The 17756-nt window shown below is 69.7% G+C and carries 1 protein-coding gene (only partly in view); it reads right to left on the reverse strand.

Annotation, left to right across the window (positions count from 1 at the left end; translation table 11 throughout):
- Positions 1-17514, reverse strand: partial view of a non-ribosomal peptide synthase/polyketide synthase gene (locus ACIP21_RS27055; protein WP_400694437.1) — the 5' portion only. Its footprint begins 4956 nt before the window's first position; 17514 of the gene's 22470 nt are visible here — the first part of the coding sequence; its start codon is at positions 17512-17514; its stop codon lies off the left edge, out of view.
- Positions 17515-17756 lie beyond the last annotated feature (242 nt).

The following is a 17756-nucleotide window of genomic DNA, read 5'->3' on the forward strand; positions in this document are numbered from 1 at the left end:
GGTGCGGTTGAACGCGTGCAGGACCTGTTGGCGGGCGGCGGCATCGAGGATCGACAGGGCATCCACCGGCGTCGCTTCGGCCTGCTCCAGCGCCTGGCTCAACTGGGCCAGGGCCTGGGCCATCCACTGCGCCACCCGTTCGGCGCCCAGGCCTTGCTGGGCCAGCACGCTCAGGGTGAAGCCTTCGCCCAGGTCGTCGACGCTCAGGGTCAGCGGGTAGTTGCTGCGTTCCTCGCCGCCGAGCAGGCGCACGCCTTGCACGCTGGCATCGTCCGCAGCCGGTGCGGCGGTGCTGCTGTGGCGGTAGTTGAACAAGGCGCTGAACAACGGCAGCGAGGCTGCCACGCCACTGCAACGCTGGGCCAGGGCCAGCGAGGCATGCTCGTGGCCAAGCAGCGCCGACAAGCGCTGGTGGGTGACGCCCACGGCCTGGCGCACATCCGCCGTCAGGTCGATGCGCAGTGGCAAGGTGTTGATGAACACCCCCAGCGCCCGGTCAGCGCCCTCGCCGCCCTGCAGGCGGCCCATCAGCACGGTGCCGAAGACCACGTCGGTGCGGTTGGCCAGCACCCCGAGCACACGCGCCCAGGCCAGGTGCGCCAGGCTTGCGGCGCTCACACCCAGGCGCCGGGCCTGCTCGCGCAGCTGGCGGGCCACACTGGCGTTCAGTGGCAACCGCGCCTCCTCGATGGCACGGCCATCACCCTGTACGTCGGCCAGGCCGAACGGCAAGGTCGGCTCGTCGAGGTCGCCGAGCATGTCGCGGAAAAACGCCTCGTGGCCGGCGTCATCGGCCCCCAGGCGGGCCTGGGCGACATAGGTGCGGTACGGCACCGGTGCCGCCAGCAGGTCATCCTGGCCGTTGAGCAAAGCCTGCATTTCGCCGGCGATCACTGCCATGGCGGTATGGTCGAGGGCCAGGTGGTGGAACTGCAGGATCGCCACCACACGCTGGTTGGCCGGGTCATTGGCATGCACCAGGCGCATCAGCGGCGCCTGGGACAGGTCCAGACGCTGATGGCGGGCATCGAAGCGCGCCTGCAGGGCGTCGATCACCGCGTCACCTTGCAGGTCGGTGATCGCCGTCACAGCCAGCCGCGCTTCGCGCCAGACCACCTGCACCGGTTGCTCCAGGCCTTCACTGAGCACTGCGGTGCGCAGGATGTCGTGGCGGTCGATGACCTGTTGCAAGGCCCCGGCCCAGGCCTGCAGGCGGGCAAGGCTGTCGAAGGCCAGGCGCGATTGCAGCAGGTACGGGTCGCCCTGCCCGGCGCTCAGGTGATGATAGAGAATGCCCTCCTGCAACGGTGCCAGCGGGTAGATTTCCTGCACATTGGCAGCGCCACCCGGTACGCGGGCGAGGATCGCGTCGATGGCGGCCTGGTCGAGGTCGATCAGGCTGAGCATGGCCGGCGTGATGTGCGCCGCCGCGGGCGGCACGCGGTTGGCCGGCACCCGCACTTCACGGCCACTGCCCACCGCAGCGGCCAGGGCCGCCAGGGTCGGCTGGGCGAACAGCACGCGCACGTCGGCGCCGAGGCCGGCCTGGCGCATGCGCTCGATCAGGGTCACTGCCAGCAGCGAATGGCCGCCCAGTTCGAAGAAGTGGTCGTGGCGGCCGACCTGCTCGACCTTGAGCACCTCGGCCCAGATCCCCGCCAGGGTGGTTTCCACCTCGCCCCGGGGCGCCTCGAAGGCACGGCTGAGCACGGCGTCGCTGCCCGGCTGCGGCAAGGCGCGGCGGTCCAGCTTGCCATTGGCGGTCAGCGGCAAGGCTTCCAGCCGCACATAGGCGGCCGGCAGCATGTAGTCCGGCAGCTGGCCTTGCAGTCGAGCGTGCAGCTCGGCGATGGCCGGCGCAGGCTCGACGGCGGTGAAGTAGGCGACCAGGCGCTTGTCGCCAGGGACGTCCTCACGCAGCAGCACAGCGACATCCCGCATGCCGGCGCACTCGCCCAGGGCCGCTTCGATCTCGCCCAGTTCGATGCGGAAGCCACGCAGCTTGATCTGCTGGTCGGCACGCCCCAGGTAACGCAGGGTACCGTCGGCCTGCCAGCTGACCAGGTCGCCACTGCGGTACAGGCGTGCCCCAGGTTGCGGGCTGAACGGGTCGTCGAGGAAACGTTCGGCGGTCAATGCCGGCTGGCCCAGGTAGCCCAGGGCGACACCGTCGCCACCGATGTACAGCTCACCGACCGCGCCGACCGGCAGCGGCTGCTGGCGGGCATCGAGCACGTAGCAGCGGGCGTTGCCGATGGGCTTGCCGATGGGGATGCTGCCCTCGCCCACGGCGAGGATCTCGTGGGTGGTGCTGAAGGTGGTGGCTTCGGTCGGGCCATAGCCGTTGAGCAGGTGCTGCGGGGCGCCGTCACGCAGCACCCGGGCGATCACCGCCGGGTCCAGCACGTCGCCGCCGACCATCAGGTAGCGCAGCTTGGCCAGGGCCGGCAGCAAGGCCGCGGCAAACTGGTGGAACAGGCCGGCGGTCAGCCACAGCACGTTCACCCGGTGCGTCAGCAAGGTGTCGCGCAGGGCTTCGCGGGACAGCACCTGGTCCTGATCGATCACCACCACGCAACCGCCGTTGAGCAGCGGCGCCCAGACTTCCAGGGTGCTGGCGTCGAACGCCGGGTTGGAGGCGAAGGCGACCCGGGCCTGGCTGTCGAACTCGGCGAAGCCGTTGTTGATCACCAGCCGGGCGATGGCCCGGTGCGGCACCTGCACGCCTTTCGGGGTGCCGGTGGAGCCGGAGGTGTACATGATGTACGCCGTGCTCCCCGCCGCCACGGCCAGGCCCGGCGCGTGGCACGGGCTGGCATCGAGGTCGAGGCGGTCGAGTTCCACGCGCAGGGCCTGGCCGAGCCGAGGCTCGTGGCTCAAGGTCAGCAGCACGCGGGCCTGGCTGTCGTCGACGATGAACGCCTGGCGCTCGGCCGGGGCGTTGCTGTCCAGCGGTACATACACCGCCGCGCACTTGCTGGCCGCCAGCTGCGCCGCCAACAGCTCGAAGCTGCGCGGCAGCAGCAGGGCGATGCGCTCGCCGGGCTGCACGCCCAGCGCCAGCAGGTGATGGGCCAGGCGGTTGGCGCACTGGTCCAGCTCGGCGTAGCTGTATTGACGGTCGCCGTGTACCACGGCGATGGCATCCGGGCTGAGTGCGGCATGGGTGCCGAACAGGGTGTGCACGGCATGCTCGCGCGGGTAGTCGCGGCGGGTGGCGTTGAAACCGTGCAGCACCAGCTCGCGCTCGGCGACAGCCAGGCAGCTCAGGTGCCGCAAGGCGGTGGTCGGTGCCTGCTCCAGGGCCTCGGCCAACTGCTCCAGGGCGGTCCCCAGCAGGCGGCAGACCTGGGCCCCGTCGACCTCGGCCACGGCCTGCACGGTGAGCACGAAGCCGTCGCCCAGGTCGTCGACGTTGACCACCAGCGGGTAGTTGCTGCGCTCGAAGGCCGCCAGTTGCTCGATGCCCTGCCAGGCGTCGCGCAGCTCGGCCTTGGCCGTTGCGCTGTGGCGCACGTTGAGCAGGCTGGTGAACAGCGGCTGGGTGGCCGGCACGCCACTGCAGCGCTGGGCCTCGGCCAGCGAGGCCTGCTCGTGGGCCAGCAGCCGGGCCAGGCGCTGGTGGGTCAGGCGCACACCGTCGGCCACTCCAGCGCCACCGACGCTGACGCGCAGCGGCAGGGTGTTGATGAACATGCCCAGCGCCCGCTCGGCACCCTCGCCGCCTTGCAGGCGGCCCAGCAGCACGGTGCCGAACACCACTTCCTCGCGACCGGACAGCTGTGCCAGCACATGGCCCCAGGCCTGGTGCAGCAGGCTGGCGACGCTGATGCCCAGTTGTCGGGCCTGCGCCCTCAGACGCCTGGAAAGGCTCGCGTCCAGCGCCTGGCGGCGTTCGAGCACGCGGCTGCCGTCGCTGTGCGCATCACGCAGGCCGAACACCTCGGTGGGGGCGTCGATATCGCCCAGCAGTTCGCGGAACAGCGCGTCTTCGGCCTGGCGGTTGTCGGCCAGGCGTGACTGGGCCACGTAGTTGCGGTACGGCACGCTGTCATGGGCCAGCGGCTGGCCTTGCAGCACGGCGGTGATTTCCGCGACCAGCTGCTCGACGGCGGCGTGGTCGAGGATGATGTGGTGGATCAGCAGGGTGGCTTCCAGGCGGCCGTTGGTTTCAGAGGGCAGCAGGCGGATCAGCGGGGCCTGGCTGAGGTCGAGGGTTGCGCTGGCGTCGTCGTTCGCGAGACGCGTGGTGTGGCGCCAGACCACCTGCACCGGCTCCTCGAGGTTTTGCCAGTGGATGCTGGTGCGCAGGATGTCGTGGCGGGCGATGACCTGGTCGAGCGCTGCGGCGAAGGCCGCCAGCGTGGCCTGGTCAGGGAAGGCGAAGCGCGCCTGGAGCACGTAGGGGTCGGCGCCTTCGCTGGCCAGGTGGTGGTAAAGGATGCCCTGTTGCAACGGGGCCAGGCCGTAGATGTCCTGGACATTGGCAGCGCCACCGGGGATCTGGGCCAGCAGTGCGTCGAGGGCGCCTTGTGACAACCCTGCCAATGGCAGCATGTCCGGGGTGATGCGGGTGCAGTCGGCCGGAATGCGGTTGGCCGGGACCTGCACACGGGTTTCGCCGCCGACCGCCGCAGCCAGCGCGGCCAGGGTCGGCTGGCCGAACAGCACACGGATATCGGCGTGCAGGCCCTGCTGGCGCAGGCGCGAGGTCAGGGTCACTGCCAAGAGTGAGTGGCCGCCCAGCGCGAAGAAGTTGTCGTGGCGCCCTACCCGCTCGACGCCCAGCAGTTCGCACCAGAGCGCGGCCAGCAGGGTTTCGGTTTCGCCTTCCGGGGCTTCGTAGGGGCGGTCTTCGAGTGCGTCGGGTTGCGGCAGCGCCTTGCGGTCGAGCTTGCCGTTGGGGCTCAGGGGCAAGGCTTCGAGGTGCATGAACTGCGCAGGCACCATGAACTCCGGCAGGTGGGCGAGCAAGGCCGTGCGCAGGGTCTCCACGGCTTGCGCTTCGCCGGTGTAGTAGGCGATCAGGCGCTGGTCGCGGGCGACCACCACGGCTTCCTTGATGCCTTCGATGGCCGTCAGGCCGGCCTGGATTTCGCCCAGCTCGACGCGCAGACCGCGCAGTTTCACCTGGTCATCGTTGCGGCCCAGGTATTCGATGTTGCCGTCGGCCAGATGGCGGGCCAGGTCGCCGGTGCGGTACAGGCGGCCGCCGGGGACGAACGGGTCGTCGATGAAGCGTTCGGCGGTCAGTTCGGCGCGGTTGAGGTAGCCGCGGGCGACCTGGACGCCACCGATGTACAGCTCGCCGGCCACACCCTGGGGCGCGGGTTGGCCGTGGGGGTCGAGGATGTACAGGGTGGTGTTGGCGATGGGGTGGCCGATCGGGGTGTTGTCCGGGGCCGTCAGGCAGTGCCAGGCGCTGACGTCCACGGCGGCTTCGGTCGGGCCGTAGAGGTTGTGCAGTTCGACTTCTGGCAACTGCTCATGGAAGCGCCGTACCAGGCTGCCCGGCAGTGCCTCCCCACTGCACACCACCCTCTTCAGGGCTTGCGCCGTACCTGTGGGAGCGGGTTTACCCGCGAAGAATCCAACTCGGTGGATGGCACCGGCTTCGCCGGTGTTCGCGGGTGAACCCGCTCCTACAGGGGTGGTGCTCTCTGCGGAGGACAGGAACACATCCAGCATCGACGGGACGAAGTGCAAGGTGGTGACGGCTTCGTCCTGGATGACCTGGCGCAGGTATTCCGGATCGCGGTGGCCGCCAGGGCGGGCCATGACCAGGCGGGCGCCGGTCTGCAACGGCCAGAGGAATTCCCACACCGAGACATCGAAGCTGAATGGCGTCTTCTGCAACACCACATCGTCGGCGCCCAGCTTGTAGGCGTCCTGCATCCACAGCAGGCGGTTCACCACGCCCGCGTGCTCGTTCATCACGCCCTTCGGCAAGCCGGTCGAGCCCGAGGTGTAGATGACGTAAGCGAGGTGGCGTGGGGTCAGCCCCGCAACCACCGGGTTGCTTGCCGGCTGATCGTTCCAGACCGGCTGACCCAGGTCGATGACCTGGCCCTCCGGCACATGGCGGGTAGCCGCATGCACAAGCACCGCCACCGGCGCGCTGTCGGTGAGCATATGACGCACCCGCTCGACCGGATAATCCGGATCGACCGGCACATAGGCCCCACCGGCCTTGAGGATGGCCAGCAAGCCAACCACCATCGACAGCCCGCGTTCGACACAGATCGCCACGCGATCATCGGGTTTGACGCCCAAGCCCACCAGGTAATGCGCCAGGCGGTTGGCCTGCTCGTTGAGCTGGAGATAGCTCAGCGTACCTTCTTCGGCACACACCGCAACGGCCTCCGGCGTGCGCAACACCTGTGCCTCGATCAGGCCATGTAAGGTCTGCTCGAGGTCGTAATCCACCGCCGTATCGTTGAAGTCCACCAGCACCCGCTGACGCTCTTCGGCTTCAAGCACCGGCAGCCGCTGCACCTGCAGCTCCGGCTCATGCTCCAGCGCCGCGACCATGGCTTCCAGCCCCCGCTGCATCTGCCCGCAGATGCGTGCCGCGCCAATCTCGGCGGGAGTCATGGCGACCAGGCGGAAGCCTTCACCCAGGTCATCCACGTTCAGGCTCAGCGGATAGTTGGTGCGTTCCTGCCCCTCCAGCACCTCGATGCCCTGCCAGGCCTGGCGCTGCTCGGCGCTGCGCTCGCTGCCATGGCGGTAGTTGAGCATGGCGCTGAACAGCGGCAGCGGCGCGGCCACGCCGCTGCAGCGCTGGGCCAGGGCCAGCGAGGCGTGTTCATGGGCCAGCAGCGCGCTGAGGCGCTGGTGGGTGGCATGGGCCGCTTCGCGCAGGCCTACATCGCCCAGGTCGACCCGCAGCGGCAAGGTGTTGATGAACATCCCCAGCGCCCGTTCGGCGCCCTCGCCGCCTTGCAGGCGGCCCAGCAGCACGGTGCCGAACACCACGCGGTCCTGGCCGCTGGCGGCGGCCAACAGACGTGCCCAGGCCAGGTGGAACAGGCTGGCGACGCTGATGCCGAGCAGCCGCGCCTGGCGGCGCAGGCCGCTGGCCAGTGCGGCTGAGAGCGTCAGCTTGACCTCCTGCATGTCGCGGCCATCGCCCTGCACGTCGCTGAGGCCGAACGGCAGGGTCGGTGCGTCGATGTCGGCCAATTGCGTGCGGAAGAAGGCTTCGTGCTCGGCCTGACTGATACCCAAACGGGCCTGAGCCACGTAGTTGCGGTACGGCACCGGGTCGTGCTGCGGGGCTGGGGCGCCCTGGAGCAAGCCTTGCAGTTCTTCGCCGAGCACTTCCAGGGCGGTGTGGTCGAGGATGATGTGGTGGAATTGCAGGGTGGCATCGATGGGGCCATCGGACTCGGCGTAGAGCAGACGGATCAGGGGGGCCTGGCTCAGGTCGAAACCGGTGTCGGCCTCATCGCGAGCAAGCTCGCTCCTACGAAGCGAAGGGACCGTGCGCAGGACCACCTGCACCGGCTGCGGCAGGCCGTCCCAGAGCACGGCGGTGCGCAGCACGTCGTGGCGGGCGATGACCTGGTCGAGGGCCTGGGCGAAGGCCTGCAGGCGTTCGAGGTTGTCGAAACGCAGGCGCGAGAAGAGTACGTAGGGGTCGTGTTCGGCGGCGCTCAGGTGGTGATAGAGGATACCCTCCTGCAACGGCGCCAGCGGGTAGATGTCCTGCACATTGGCGGCGCCGCCCGGTACCTGGGCGACGATACGGTCGATGGCGGCCTGGTCGAGGTCGATCAGGCTGAGCAGCTCCGGGGTGATGCGCTGGCAGCGCGCCGGGATGCGGTTCTCGGGCACCTGGACCTGCTGGTCCTGGCCCAGGGTCGCAGCCAGGGCGGCGATGGTCGGCTGGCCGAACAGGGTGCGCACGTCGACCTGCAGGCCTTCCAGGCGCAGCCGTGCGGTCAGGCTCACGGCCAGCAGCGAATGGCCGCCCAGTTCGAAGAAGTTGTCGTGACGGCCGACCTGCTGCACGCCCAGCAGTTCGCCCCACAGGCGTGCCAGCAGGGTTTCGGTGGTGCCTTGCGGCGCTTCGAAAGGCCGTTGCTGCAGGGCGGCATCCGGCGCCGGCAAGGCCTTGCGGTCGAGCTTGCCGTTGGCGGTCAGCGGCAGGCGCTCGAGGTGCAGGTACAGTGCCGGCACCATGTACTCCGGCAGGTGCGCCAGCAGCGCCTCGCGCAGCTGCTGCGCCGCCAGCGGCGCTCCGGTGTGGTAGGCGACCAGGCGCGGCCCAGTCACCCGGTCGTCGAACGCCAGCACCACGGCCTGGCGCACGCCGTCGATACGGGTCAGGCAGGCTTCGATCTCGCCCGGTTCGATGCGCAGGCCGCGGATCTTCACCTGGTCGTCGTTGCGCCCGAGGAATTCCAGGGTGCCGTCGGCGCGTTGGCGCACCAGGTCGCCGCTGCGGTACAGGCGCTCCCCGGCCACGAACGGGCTGTCGATGAAGCGCTCGGCCTGCTGCCCAGGCAGGCCCAGGTAGCCGCGGGTGACGCCGGCGCCGCCGATGTGCAGGTGGCCGGTAACCCCCCACGGCACGGGCTGGTCGCGGTGGTCGAGGACATAGAGGTGGGTATTGTCGATGGGCTGGCCGATCGGCAAGGTCCCGCCCGGCAGGGCCATGTCGGGCTCAAGCGTCCAGGCGCTGCAGTCGACGGTGGTCTCGGTGGGCCCGTAGACGTTGTGCAGGCGCACGCCTGGCAGGCGTTGGCGCACCAGGGCCGCCAGGGCTTCGGTCAGCTCGCCACCGCCGCAGACGATGTCGGTGAGGCTGGTGCAGGCGGCACTGTGCGCCTGTTCGAGGAACTGTTGCAGCAAGGCCGGCACGAACTGCAGCACATTCACCTGCTGCTCCTGGACCAGCTGCGCGAGGTACTCGCCATCACGCTGGCCGCCTGGGCGGGCCAGCACCAGGCGCAGGCCGCTGCACAGCGGCCAGAACAGCTCCCACACCGACGCATCGAAGCTGACCGGGGTCTTGTGCAGCACGCTGCCGGTGCACAGACGCCGGGCCCAGTGCACCAGGTTGACCACGTTGCGGTGCTCGACCATCACCCCTTTCGGCACACCAGTGGAGCCGGAGGTGTAGATCACGTAGGCCAGGTGCCTGGCCGTCAGGCCGGGGACGCGCGGGTTGCTGATCGGCTGGTTGCCCCAGCCTGGCCGGTCGAGGTCGACCTGCACCGGGTGCGGCGCCAGATCACGGGTGGCCGCGTGGACCAGCACCGCCTGGGGCGCGCTGTCGTCGAGCATGTGCCGGATGCGTTCGGCCGGGTAGCCCGGGTCGACCGGCACATAGGCGCCACCGGCCTTGAGGATGGCCAGCAGGCCGACCACCAGCGACAACCCGCGTTCGATGCAGATCGCCACGCGGTCGTCGGGCCTGACGCCCAGGGCGATCAGGTGATGGGCCAGGCGGTTGGCCTGTTCATCGAGCTGGCGATAGCTCAGCTCGCCCTCCTCCGCCACCAGTGCCGGGGCATCGGGCGTGCGTCGCACCTGGGCCTCGAACAGGCCGTGCAACGGTTGCTCCAGGTCGTGCGGGCGCGCGCTGGCGTTGGCCTCGACCAGCAATTGCCGGCGCTCGCGCTCCGCCAGCACCGGCAGCTGCTGCAGCGGCAGCTGCGGTTGCTGTTCCAGGGCATCGAGCAGGCCCAGCAGCACCTGCTGCAATTGCTCGCAGACGCGCTGTGCACCGACCCGGGCGGTGACCTGGGCGGTCAGGCGCAGGCCATCGCCGAGGTCGTCGACGTTGACGCTCAACGGGTAGTTGCCATGGCCGCCGCTGGGCAGTGCCTGGATGCCTTCCAGTGCTTGGTGGTGCGCCTGGCGCTCGCTGGCACTGGCGCCGTGGCGGTAGTTGAGCATGGCGCTGAACAGCGGCAACGGCGCGGCCACGCCGCTGCAGCGCTGGGCCAGGGCCAGCGAGGCGTGCTCGTGGACCAGCAGCGCGCCCAGGCGCCGGTGGGCCAGTTGCACGCCGTCGCGCACGCCCAGGCCATCCAGGTCCAGGCGCAGCGGCAAGGTGTTGATGAACATGCCCAGGCCACGGTCGGCACCGGCGCCACCTTGCAGGCGGCCCAGCAGGACGGTGCCGAACACCACGCTGTCACGGCCGCTGGTGGCCGATACCAGGCGTGCCCAGGCCAGGTGCAGCAGGCTGGCGGCGCTTACGCCCAGTTGCTGGGCCTGGTGGCGCAGGCGCTGGTACTGGTCGGTTTCGAGCTGGATGCTGGCCAGCTCGAAGGCGCTGGCCTGGCCCTGCAGGTCGCTGAGACCGTAAGGCAGGGTCGGCTCGTCGATATCGCCGAGCTCGGCGCGGAAGAAGGCTTCGTGCTCGGCCTCGCTGATGGCCAGGCGGGCCTGGGCCACGTAATTGCGGTACGGCACCGGGGGGCGGGTCGGTTGCTGGCCACGCAGGTGGTCGCGGATTTCATCCAGCACGACCTTCATCGCGGTGTGGTCGAGGACGATGTGGTGGAATTGCAGGGTGGCTTCGATGGGGCCTGCGGATTCGCTGTAGAGCAGGTGGATCAGGGGGGCCTGGCTCACGTCGAGAGGGGCGTCGCCTGCTTCGCGGGCAAGCCCGCTCCCACAGGGGGCCAATACAGAGTGCGGGATTTGGCGCCAGACGACTTGGACGGGTTGCAGCAGGCCATCCCAGAGGATCGCGGTGCGCAGCACGTCGTGGCGGGCGATGACCTGGTCCAGCGCGGCGGCGAAGGTTTGCAGGCGGGCCAGGCTGTCGAACGCCACGCGCCACTGCAGCAGGTACGGGTCTGCCGCGCTGGCGCTGAGGTGGTGGTAGAGGATGCCTTCTTGCAACGGCGCCAGCGGGTAGATGTCCTGAACGTTGGCGGCGCCGCCCGGCACCGTGGCGACGATGCGGTCGATGCTGGCCGGGTCGAGGTCGATCAGCGGCAGCATGTCCGGGGTAATGTGCGTGCAACTGGCCGGGATGCGATTCTCCGGGACTTTCACCTGGCGACCGTTACCCAGCGCCGCCGCCAGCGCGGCCACGGTGGGCTGGCCGAACAGCACCCGCACATCGGTGTTCAGGCCTTGCTGGCGCAGGCGTTCGATCAGGGTCACGGCCAGCAGCGAGTGGCCGCCCAGCTCGAAGAAGTTGTCGTGGCGGCCGACCTGCGGCACGCCCAGCACCTCGGCCCAGATGGCGGCCATGCGGGTTTCGGTTTCGCCCTCGGGCGCGACGTGGCCCAGTTCCGCTGCATCGGGTTCGGGCAGGGCACGGCGGTCGAGCTTGCCGTGGCTGGTCAGTGGCAACTGCGCCAGGCGCGTGAAGGCCTGCGGCAACATGTGCGCCGGCAGGCGGGCTTGCAGGGCCTGGCGCAGGGTGTCGAGATCGACCGGCGCAGCCTCGGTGAACCAGGCCAGCAGGCGCTCGCCGCGGACCAGCACCACGGCGCTGTCGATGCCGGGCTGGGCGGCCAGGGCCGCTTCGATTTCGCCGAGCTCCACGCGCATGCCGCGGATCTTCACCTGGTCGTCATTGCGGCCCAGGTAGTCAAGGGTGCCATCGGCGTTCCAGCGCACCAGGTCGCCACTGCGGTACATGCGCGCGCCCGGCAGGCGGCTGAACGGGTCGACGAGGAAGCGTTGCTCGGTCAGTTCGGGGCGGTTGAAGTAACCGCGGGCGACCTGGGCGCCGCCAATGTACAGCTCGCCGGTGACGCCCAGCGGCACCGGCTGTTGACGTTCGTCGAGCACATAGACGCGGGTGTTGGCGATTGGCTGGCCGATATGCAGCGCGCCGCCCGGCAGCATCACGCCGGAGGTGGCGACCACCGTGGTTTCGGTCGGCCCGTAGTTGTTGACCAGGGCAAAGCCCGGGTCGCGCTCGAACTGGCCCAGGCGGTCGCCGCCGACCAGCAAGGTGCGCAGGGTCGGGTGCTGGCGTTGGCGACGCAGGGCCTGCTCGGCCACCGGGGTCGGCAGGAAGCTGACCTTGAGCGGCTGCTCCAGCCACCAGTCGAGCAGTTCGTCGACATGTTCGTTGCCGATGTGCGCCGGTGGCAGGTGCAGCGTGGCACCGGCGCACAACGCCGGCCAGACTTCCCAGGCCATGGCGTCGAAGCCGAAACCGGCGACGCTGGAGGTGCGCTCGCCGGCGCCCAGCTCGAACGCCTGGCAGTGCCAGTGCACCAGGTTGGCCAGGGTCTGGTGCTCGATCATCACGCCCTTGGGTTGGCCGGTGGAGCCGGAGGTGTAGACCAGGTAGGCCAGCTGGTGGGCGTCGAGCCCGGCAACCTGCGGGTTGCTGTCACGCGCGTGCCAGCTGCCTGGCTGGTCGAGGTCCAGCCGTGGCAGTTCGCCCGGCAAGCCGTCGATGCCCGACGCGGCCAGCACCAGGCTCGGCGCGCTGTCCGTCAGCAGGTAAGCGATGCGCTCGGCCGGATAGGTCGGGTCCACCGGCACATAGGCAGCGCCGGCCTTGAGCACGGCCAGCAGGCCGATGATACGTTCGACGCTGCGCGGCAGGCACAGGGCGACACGGTCGCCACAGCGCACGCCGCGCTCGATCAGGCGGTGCGCCAGGCGGTTGGCGCGTTGGTTCAGTTCGCCATAGCTCAGGGCCTGCTCGCCCTGGCTCACGGCCGTAGTCTCGGGTGCGCGGGCGGCCTGGGCTTCGATCAGGGCGTGGATCGTCGCGCCCTGCGGATAGACGCGGGCAGTGTCGTTGAAAGCGCCGAACAGCTGCTGGCGAGCCGCCTCGCCCAGTATCGGCAGGCTGTCGACGGTGGTTTCCTGGCCCGGCTCCAGCGCCTGCAACAGCTGGCCCACGGCGTTGGCCATCCATTCGGCGACGCGTGCGGCACCGATGCCTTCGACGGCCAGCACGTTGAAGCTGAAGCCGTCGCCAAGGTCGTTGACGCTCAGGGTCAGCGGGTAGTTGCTGCGCTCCTCGCCACCGAGCAGGCGCACGCCTTCCCAGATGCCCTCGCCTTCGCGCGGCGCGTCGCCAGCACTGTGGCGGTAATTGAGCAAGGCGCTGAACAGCGGCGCCGAAGCCGCCACGCCGCTGCAACGCTGGGCCAGCGCCAGGGGCGCGTGCTCGTGGCCGAGCAGCGCCGACAGGCTGTGGTGGGTGGCACGCACCGCCGCCCGGGCCTCGGCGCGGGTGTCGACCCGCAGCGGCAGGGTGTTGATGAACATGCCCAGCGCCCGGTCGGCGCCCTCGCCGCCTTGCAGGCGGCCCATCAGCACGGTGCCGAACACCACGTCCTGGCGGTTGGCGAGCACACCGAGCACCCGCGCCCAGGCCAGGTGCATCAGGCTCGCGGCACTGACGCCCAGCTGCCGGGCCTGGCTGCGCAGGCGCTGGCCGATACCCGCATCCAATGCCTGGAATGCGCTTTCGATATGCCGACCATCGCCTTGCACGTCGGCAAAACCCAGCGGCAGGGTCGGTTCCTCGACATCGGCCAGCATGCCGCGGAAGAAGGCTTCGTGGCGCGCCTGGTCGCCCAGGCGCGCCTGGGCCACGTAGTTGCGGTACGGCACCGCCGCCGGCAGGCTGTCGCCCTGGCCGAACAGCAGCGCGCGCATTTCCCGGGCGACCACGTCCATGGCGGTGTGGTCGAGGGTCAGGTGGTGGAACAGCAGGATCGCCACCACCTGCTGGTTGGCCGGGTCGAGGCTGTAATGCAGGCGGGTGAGCGGCGCCTGGCCCAGATCCATGCGGTGGTGGCGGGCGTCGAAGCGGGCGTGCAGTTGGTCGATGCGTGCCACGCCGGGCGTATCGAGCAGGTCGTCGACTTCGTCGACCAGCAGCTCGGCACGCCGCCACACCACTTGCAGTGGCTGCGGCAGGCCTTGCCAGTGCACGGCGGTCCGCAGGATGTCGTGGCGGTCGATGACTTGTTGCAGGGCGCCGGCCCAGGCCAGCAGGCGCTCGACGCTGTCGAAGGCAAGGCGGGTCTGCAGCAGGTAGGGGTCGCCCTGCTCGGCGCTCAGGTGATGGTAGAGGATGCCTTCCTGCAAGGGTGCCAGCGGGTAGATTTCCTGCACGTTGGCGGCGCCGCCCGGCACCGTGGCGACCACCGTGTCGATGGCTGCCTGGTCCAGCTCGATCAGGCTGAGCATGGCTGGCGTGATCTGCCCGGCGCACGTCACCACCCGGTTGGCCGGGACCTCTGCCTCGCGCCCGATACCCGCCGCACTGGCCAGCGCGGCCAGGGTCGGTTGGGCGAACAGCACGCGCACATCGACCACCAGGCCGGCCTTGCGCAGGCGCTCGACCAGGGTCACGGCCAGCAGCGAATGGCCGCCCAGTTCGAAGAAGTTGTCGTGGCGCCCTACCCGTTCGACGCCCAGCACCTCGGCCCAGATCGCCGCCATGGTCGTTTCGGTCCGACCTTGCGGCGCCGCAAAGGCCTGGCCCGGCAGCAAGGCGCCATCCGGGTTCGGCAGGGCACGGCGGTCGAGCTTGCCGTGGCTGGTCAGCGGCAGCTCATCGAGACGAATGAATGCCAGCGGCTGCATGTGCGCCGGCAGGCTGGCCTGCAGGGCCTGGCGCAGCTGCTCGGGGTCGACCGGGGCGGTTTCGCTGTACCAGGCCAGCAGGCGGCCTTCGCGCACCAGCACCACGGCATCGTCGATACCCGGCTGGGCACCCAATGCGGCCTCGATCTCGCCCAGTTCGACGCGAACGCCGCGAATTTTCACCTGGTCGTCGTTGCGGCCCTGGTAGTCGAGGGTGCCGTCGGCATTCCAGCGCACCAGGTCGCCGCTGCGGTACATCCGCCCACCGGGGTTGAAGGGGTCGGCGAGGAAGCGTTCCTCGGTCAGCTCGGGGCGGTTGAAATAGCCGCGTGCGACCTGCACGCCACCGATATACAGCTCACCGGTGACGCCTACCGGCACCGGCTGCCGGCCTTCGTCGAGCACATACACGCGGGTATTGGCCACAGGCCGGCCGATGTGCAGTGGGCCGCCGGGCACGACCTGCCCGGAGGTGGCGACCACGGTGGTTTCGGTCGGCCCGTAGTTGTTGACCAGAGCGAAGCCCGGGTCGTGCTCGAACTGGCGCAGGCGGTCGCCGCCGACCAGCAAGGTGCGCAGGGTTGGATGCTGTTGCGCGCGGCGCAGGGCTTGCTCGGCTACCGGGGTCGGCAGGAAGCTGACCTGCAGCGGTTGTGCCTGCCACCAGTCGAGCAGTTCGTCGAGGTGTTCGTTGCCGATGTGCAGCGGTGGCAGGTGCAGGGTGGCGCCGGCACACAGCGTCGGCCAGACCTCCCAGGCCATGGCGTCGAAGCCGAAGCCGGCGACGCTGGAGCTGTGCGCGCCGGCCTTCAGGTCGAACGCCTGGCAGTGCCAGTGCACCAGGTTGGCCAGGGTCTGGTGCTCGATCATCACGCCCTTGGGCTGGCCGGTGGAGCCGGAGGTGTAGACCAGGTAGGCCAGCTGCCGGGCGTCGAGCCCGGGCACTGCCGGGTCGCTGTCGTCGGTGACGAAACTGTCGGCCTGGTCCAGGTCGAGCCGGGGCATTGCCGGCAAGCCTTCGATGGCCGTCGTCGCCAGCACCAGCGCAGGCGCGCTGTCCTGCAGCAGGTAGGCGATGCGCTCGGCCGGATAGGCCGGGTCCACCGGTACATAGGCAGCGCCGGCCTTGAGCACGGCCAGCAGGCCGACCAGGCGCTCGGTGGTCCGCGGCAGGCACAGGGCGACCCGGTCGCCGAGCCGTACACCTTGCCCGATCAGCCGGTGCGCCAGCTGGTTGGCGCGGCGGTTGAGCTCGCCGTAGCTGAGCGCCTTCCCGTCCTGTTGCACCGCCAGTGCGCCAGGTGCGCGCGCCGCCCGGGCTTCGATCAGGGCGTGCACGGTCTGCCCTTGCGGATAGGCCTGGACCGTGCGGTTGAACTGTTCCAGCACCTGCTCGCGTTCTGCCGCCGGCAATACCGCCAGCCCCTGCAACGGTGCCTGCGGCGCCTGCTCCAGGGCATCGACCAGGCTCGCCAGCACCTGTTCGAACTGCCGGCTGACGCGCTCGGCGCCCCACTGTGGCAGGCTCTGCACGGTCAGGCGCAGGTCTTCGCCAAGGTCGTCGACACTGACGGTCAGCGGGTAGTCGGTGCGTTCCTCGGCACCGACGATGTCGATGCCTGGCGCGACCGGGATGATCTCGGCAGCATCGCCGGCAGCGCTGTGGCGGTAGTTGAGCATGCAGTTGAACAGCGGCGCCGGTGCCGCCACACCGCTGCAGCGCTGGGCCAGGGCCAGCGAGGCCTGCTCATGGCCGAGCAAGGCGCTGAGCCGCTTGTGCGTGGCCAGCAGCCCCTCGCGCACACTGTGCTGGCCAAGGTCGATGCGCAGCGGCAAGGTGTTGATGAACATGCCCAGCGCCTGTTCGCCGCCATCGCCCGTGGTCATGCGCCCCAGCAGCACGCTGCCGAACACCACGGCCTGGCGCGCCGACAACTGCCCGACCAGGCGGGCGAAGCCCAGGTGCAGCACGCTCGCCGGGCTGACCCCAAGCTGGCGGGCGTGCTGGCGCAGGCGCGTGCTGAGGTCGGCCGGCAGGGTCAGGCGCGCCTGCTCCAGGGGCTGGTCGCCTTGGTCTTGCAGGCCGAAGGCCAGGGTCGGCTCGTCGATGTCGCCGAGCATGTCGCGGAAGAAGCGCTCGTGGGCCTGCTCGTCCAGCGCCTGGCGCGCCGCGGCCAGGACGTTGCGAAACGGCATCGGCGGCGCCAGCTGCGCCGCCTCGCCGGCCAGGTGCGCCTGGATTTCCCGGCGCACGATGTCCAGCGCGGTGTGGTCCATGATCACGTGATGGAACATCAGCAGGGCCACCCACTGCCCGCCTTCGCCCGGGGCGTGCATCAGTTGCATCAGCGGCGCCTGGCGCAGGTCGAGGCGGTAGTGGCGTGGGTCGAAGCGCGCGCACAGCCGGGCCAGGGCCTCGCTGCCACCGACCTCGACGGCCTCGCGAACCAGGGCCGCCTCGCGCCAGACCACCTGCACCGGTTCGTCGAGGTACTCCCAATGCAGCGCGGTACGCAGGATATCGTGGCGCTGGATCACCCATTGCAGGGCCTGGGCGAACGCCTCCAGGTGCGCCAGGCTGGCGAAGCGCAGCTGCACCTGGGCCAGGTAGGGGTCGCCGTCCTGGGCGGACAGGTGCTGGTAGAGCATGCCTTGCTGCAGCGGCGCGAGCGGGTAGATGTCCTGCACATTGGCGGCGCCGCCCGGCACGCTGGCGACGATGCGGTCGATGGCGCCCTGTTCGAGCTGCACCAGCGGCAGCATGTCGGGGGTGATGCGAAACGCGGGGCTGAGCCAGTCATCATCACGCGCGGCGAGCATCTCCAGCAAGGCCGGCTTGTGCCGTGACAGCGCCTCCCACAGGGTATCGTCCAGCGCGTCCTCGTCGCCGAGGACGATCAGGTCCTGGTCTTCGCGCTGGAGTCGGATTGCGTGGGTGGAAAGAACAGCCATCAGTTCGCTGAAGAGCATCGGTAAGCATCCTGCTTTGCCTGGAATGGGGAATCGCAGACACGCTAAAGGATCGTGACCGGGCGGTCTGACATGGGAAGCGGGGACAGGCGGGATATGACAGCTGGAAAGTCCCTGCGTCGACTTTTCCTACAGCCCTTTAGGAATCGTGTAACTCCTCCATGAAGTGATTCCTCGCTAGTGTCAGGCGCGAGCACCGACGACGCCGCAGGGAAGCCGGTCGTCCTTCCGCGCCGCCACCC

Origin of the sequence: Pseudomonas sp. NPDC089401 (assembly GCF_044749485.1) — a bacterium.
Lineage (GTDB): Bacteria > Pseudomonadota > Gammaproteobacteria > Pseudomonadales > Pseudomonadaceae > Aquipseudomonas.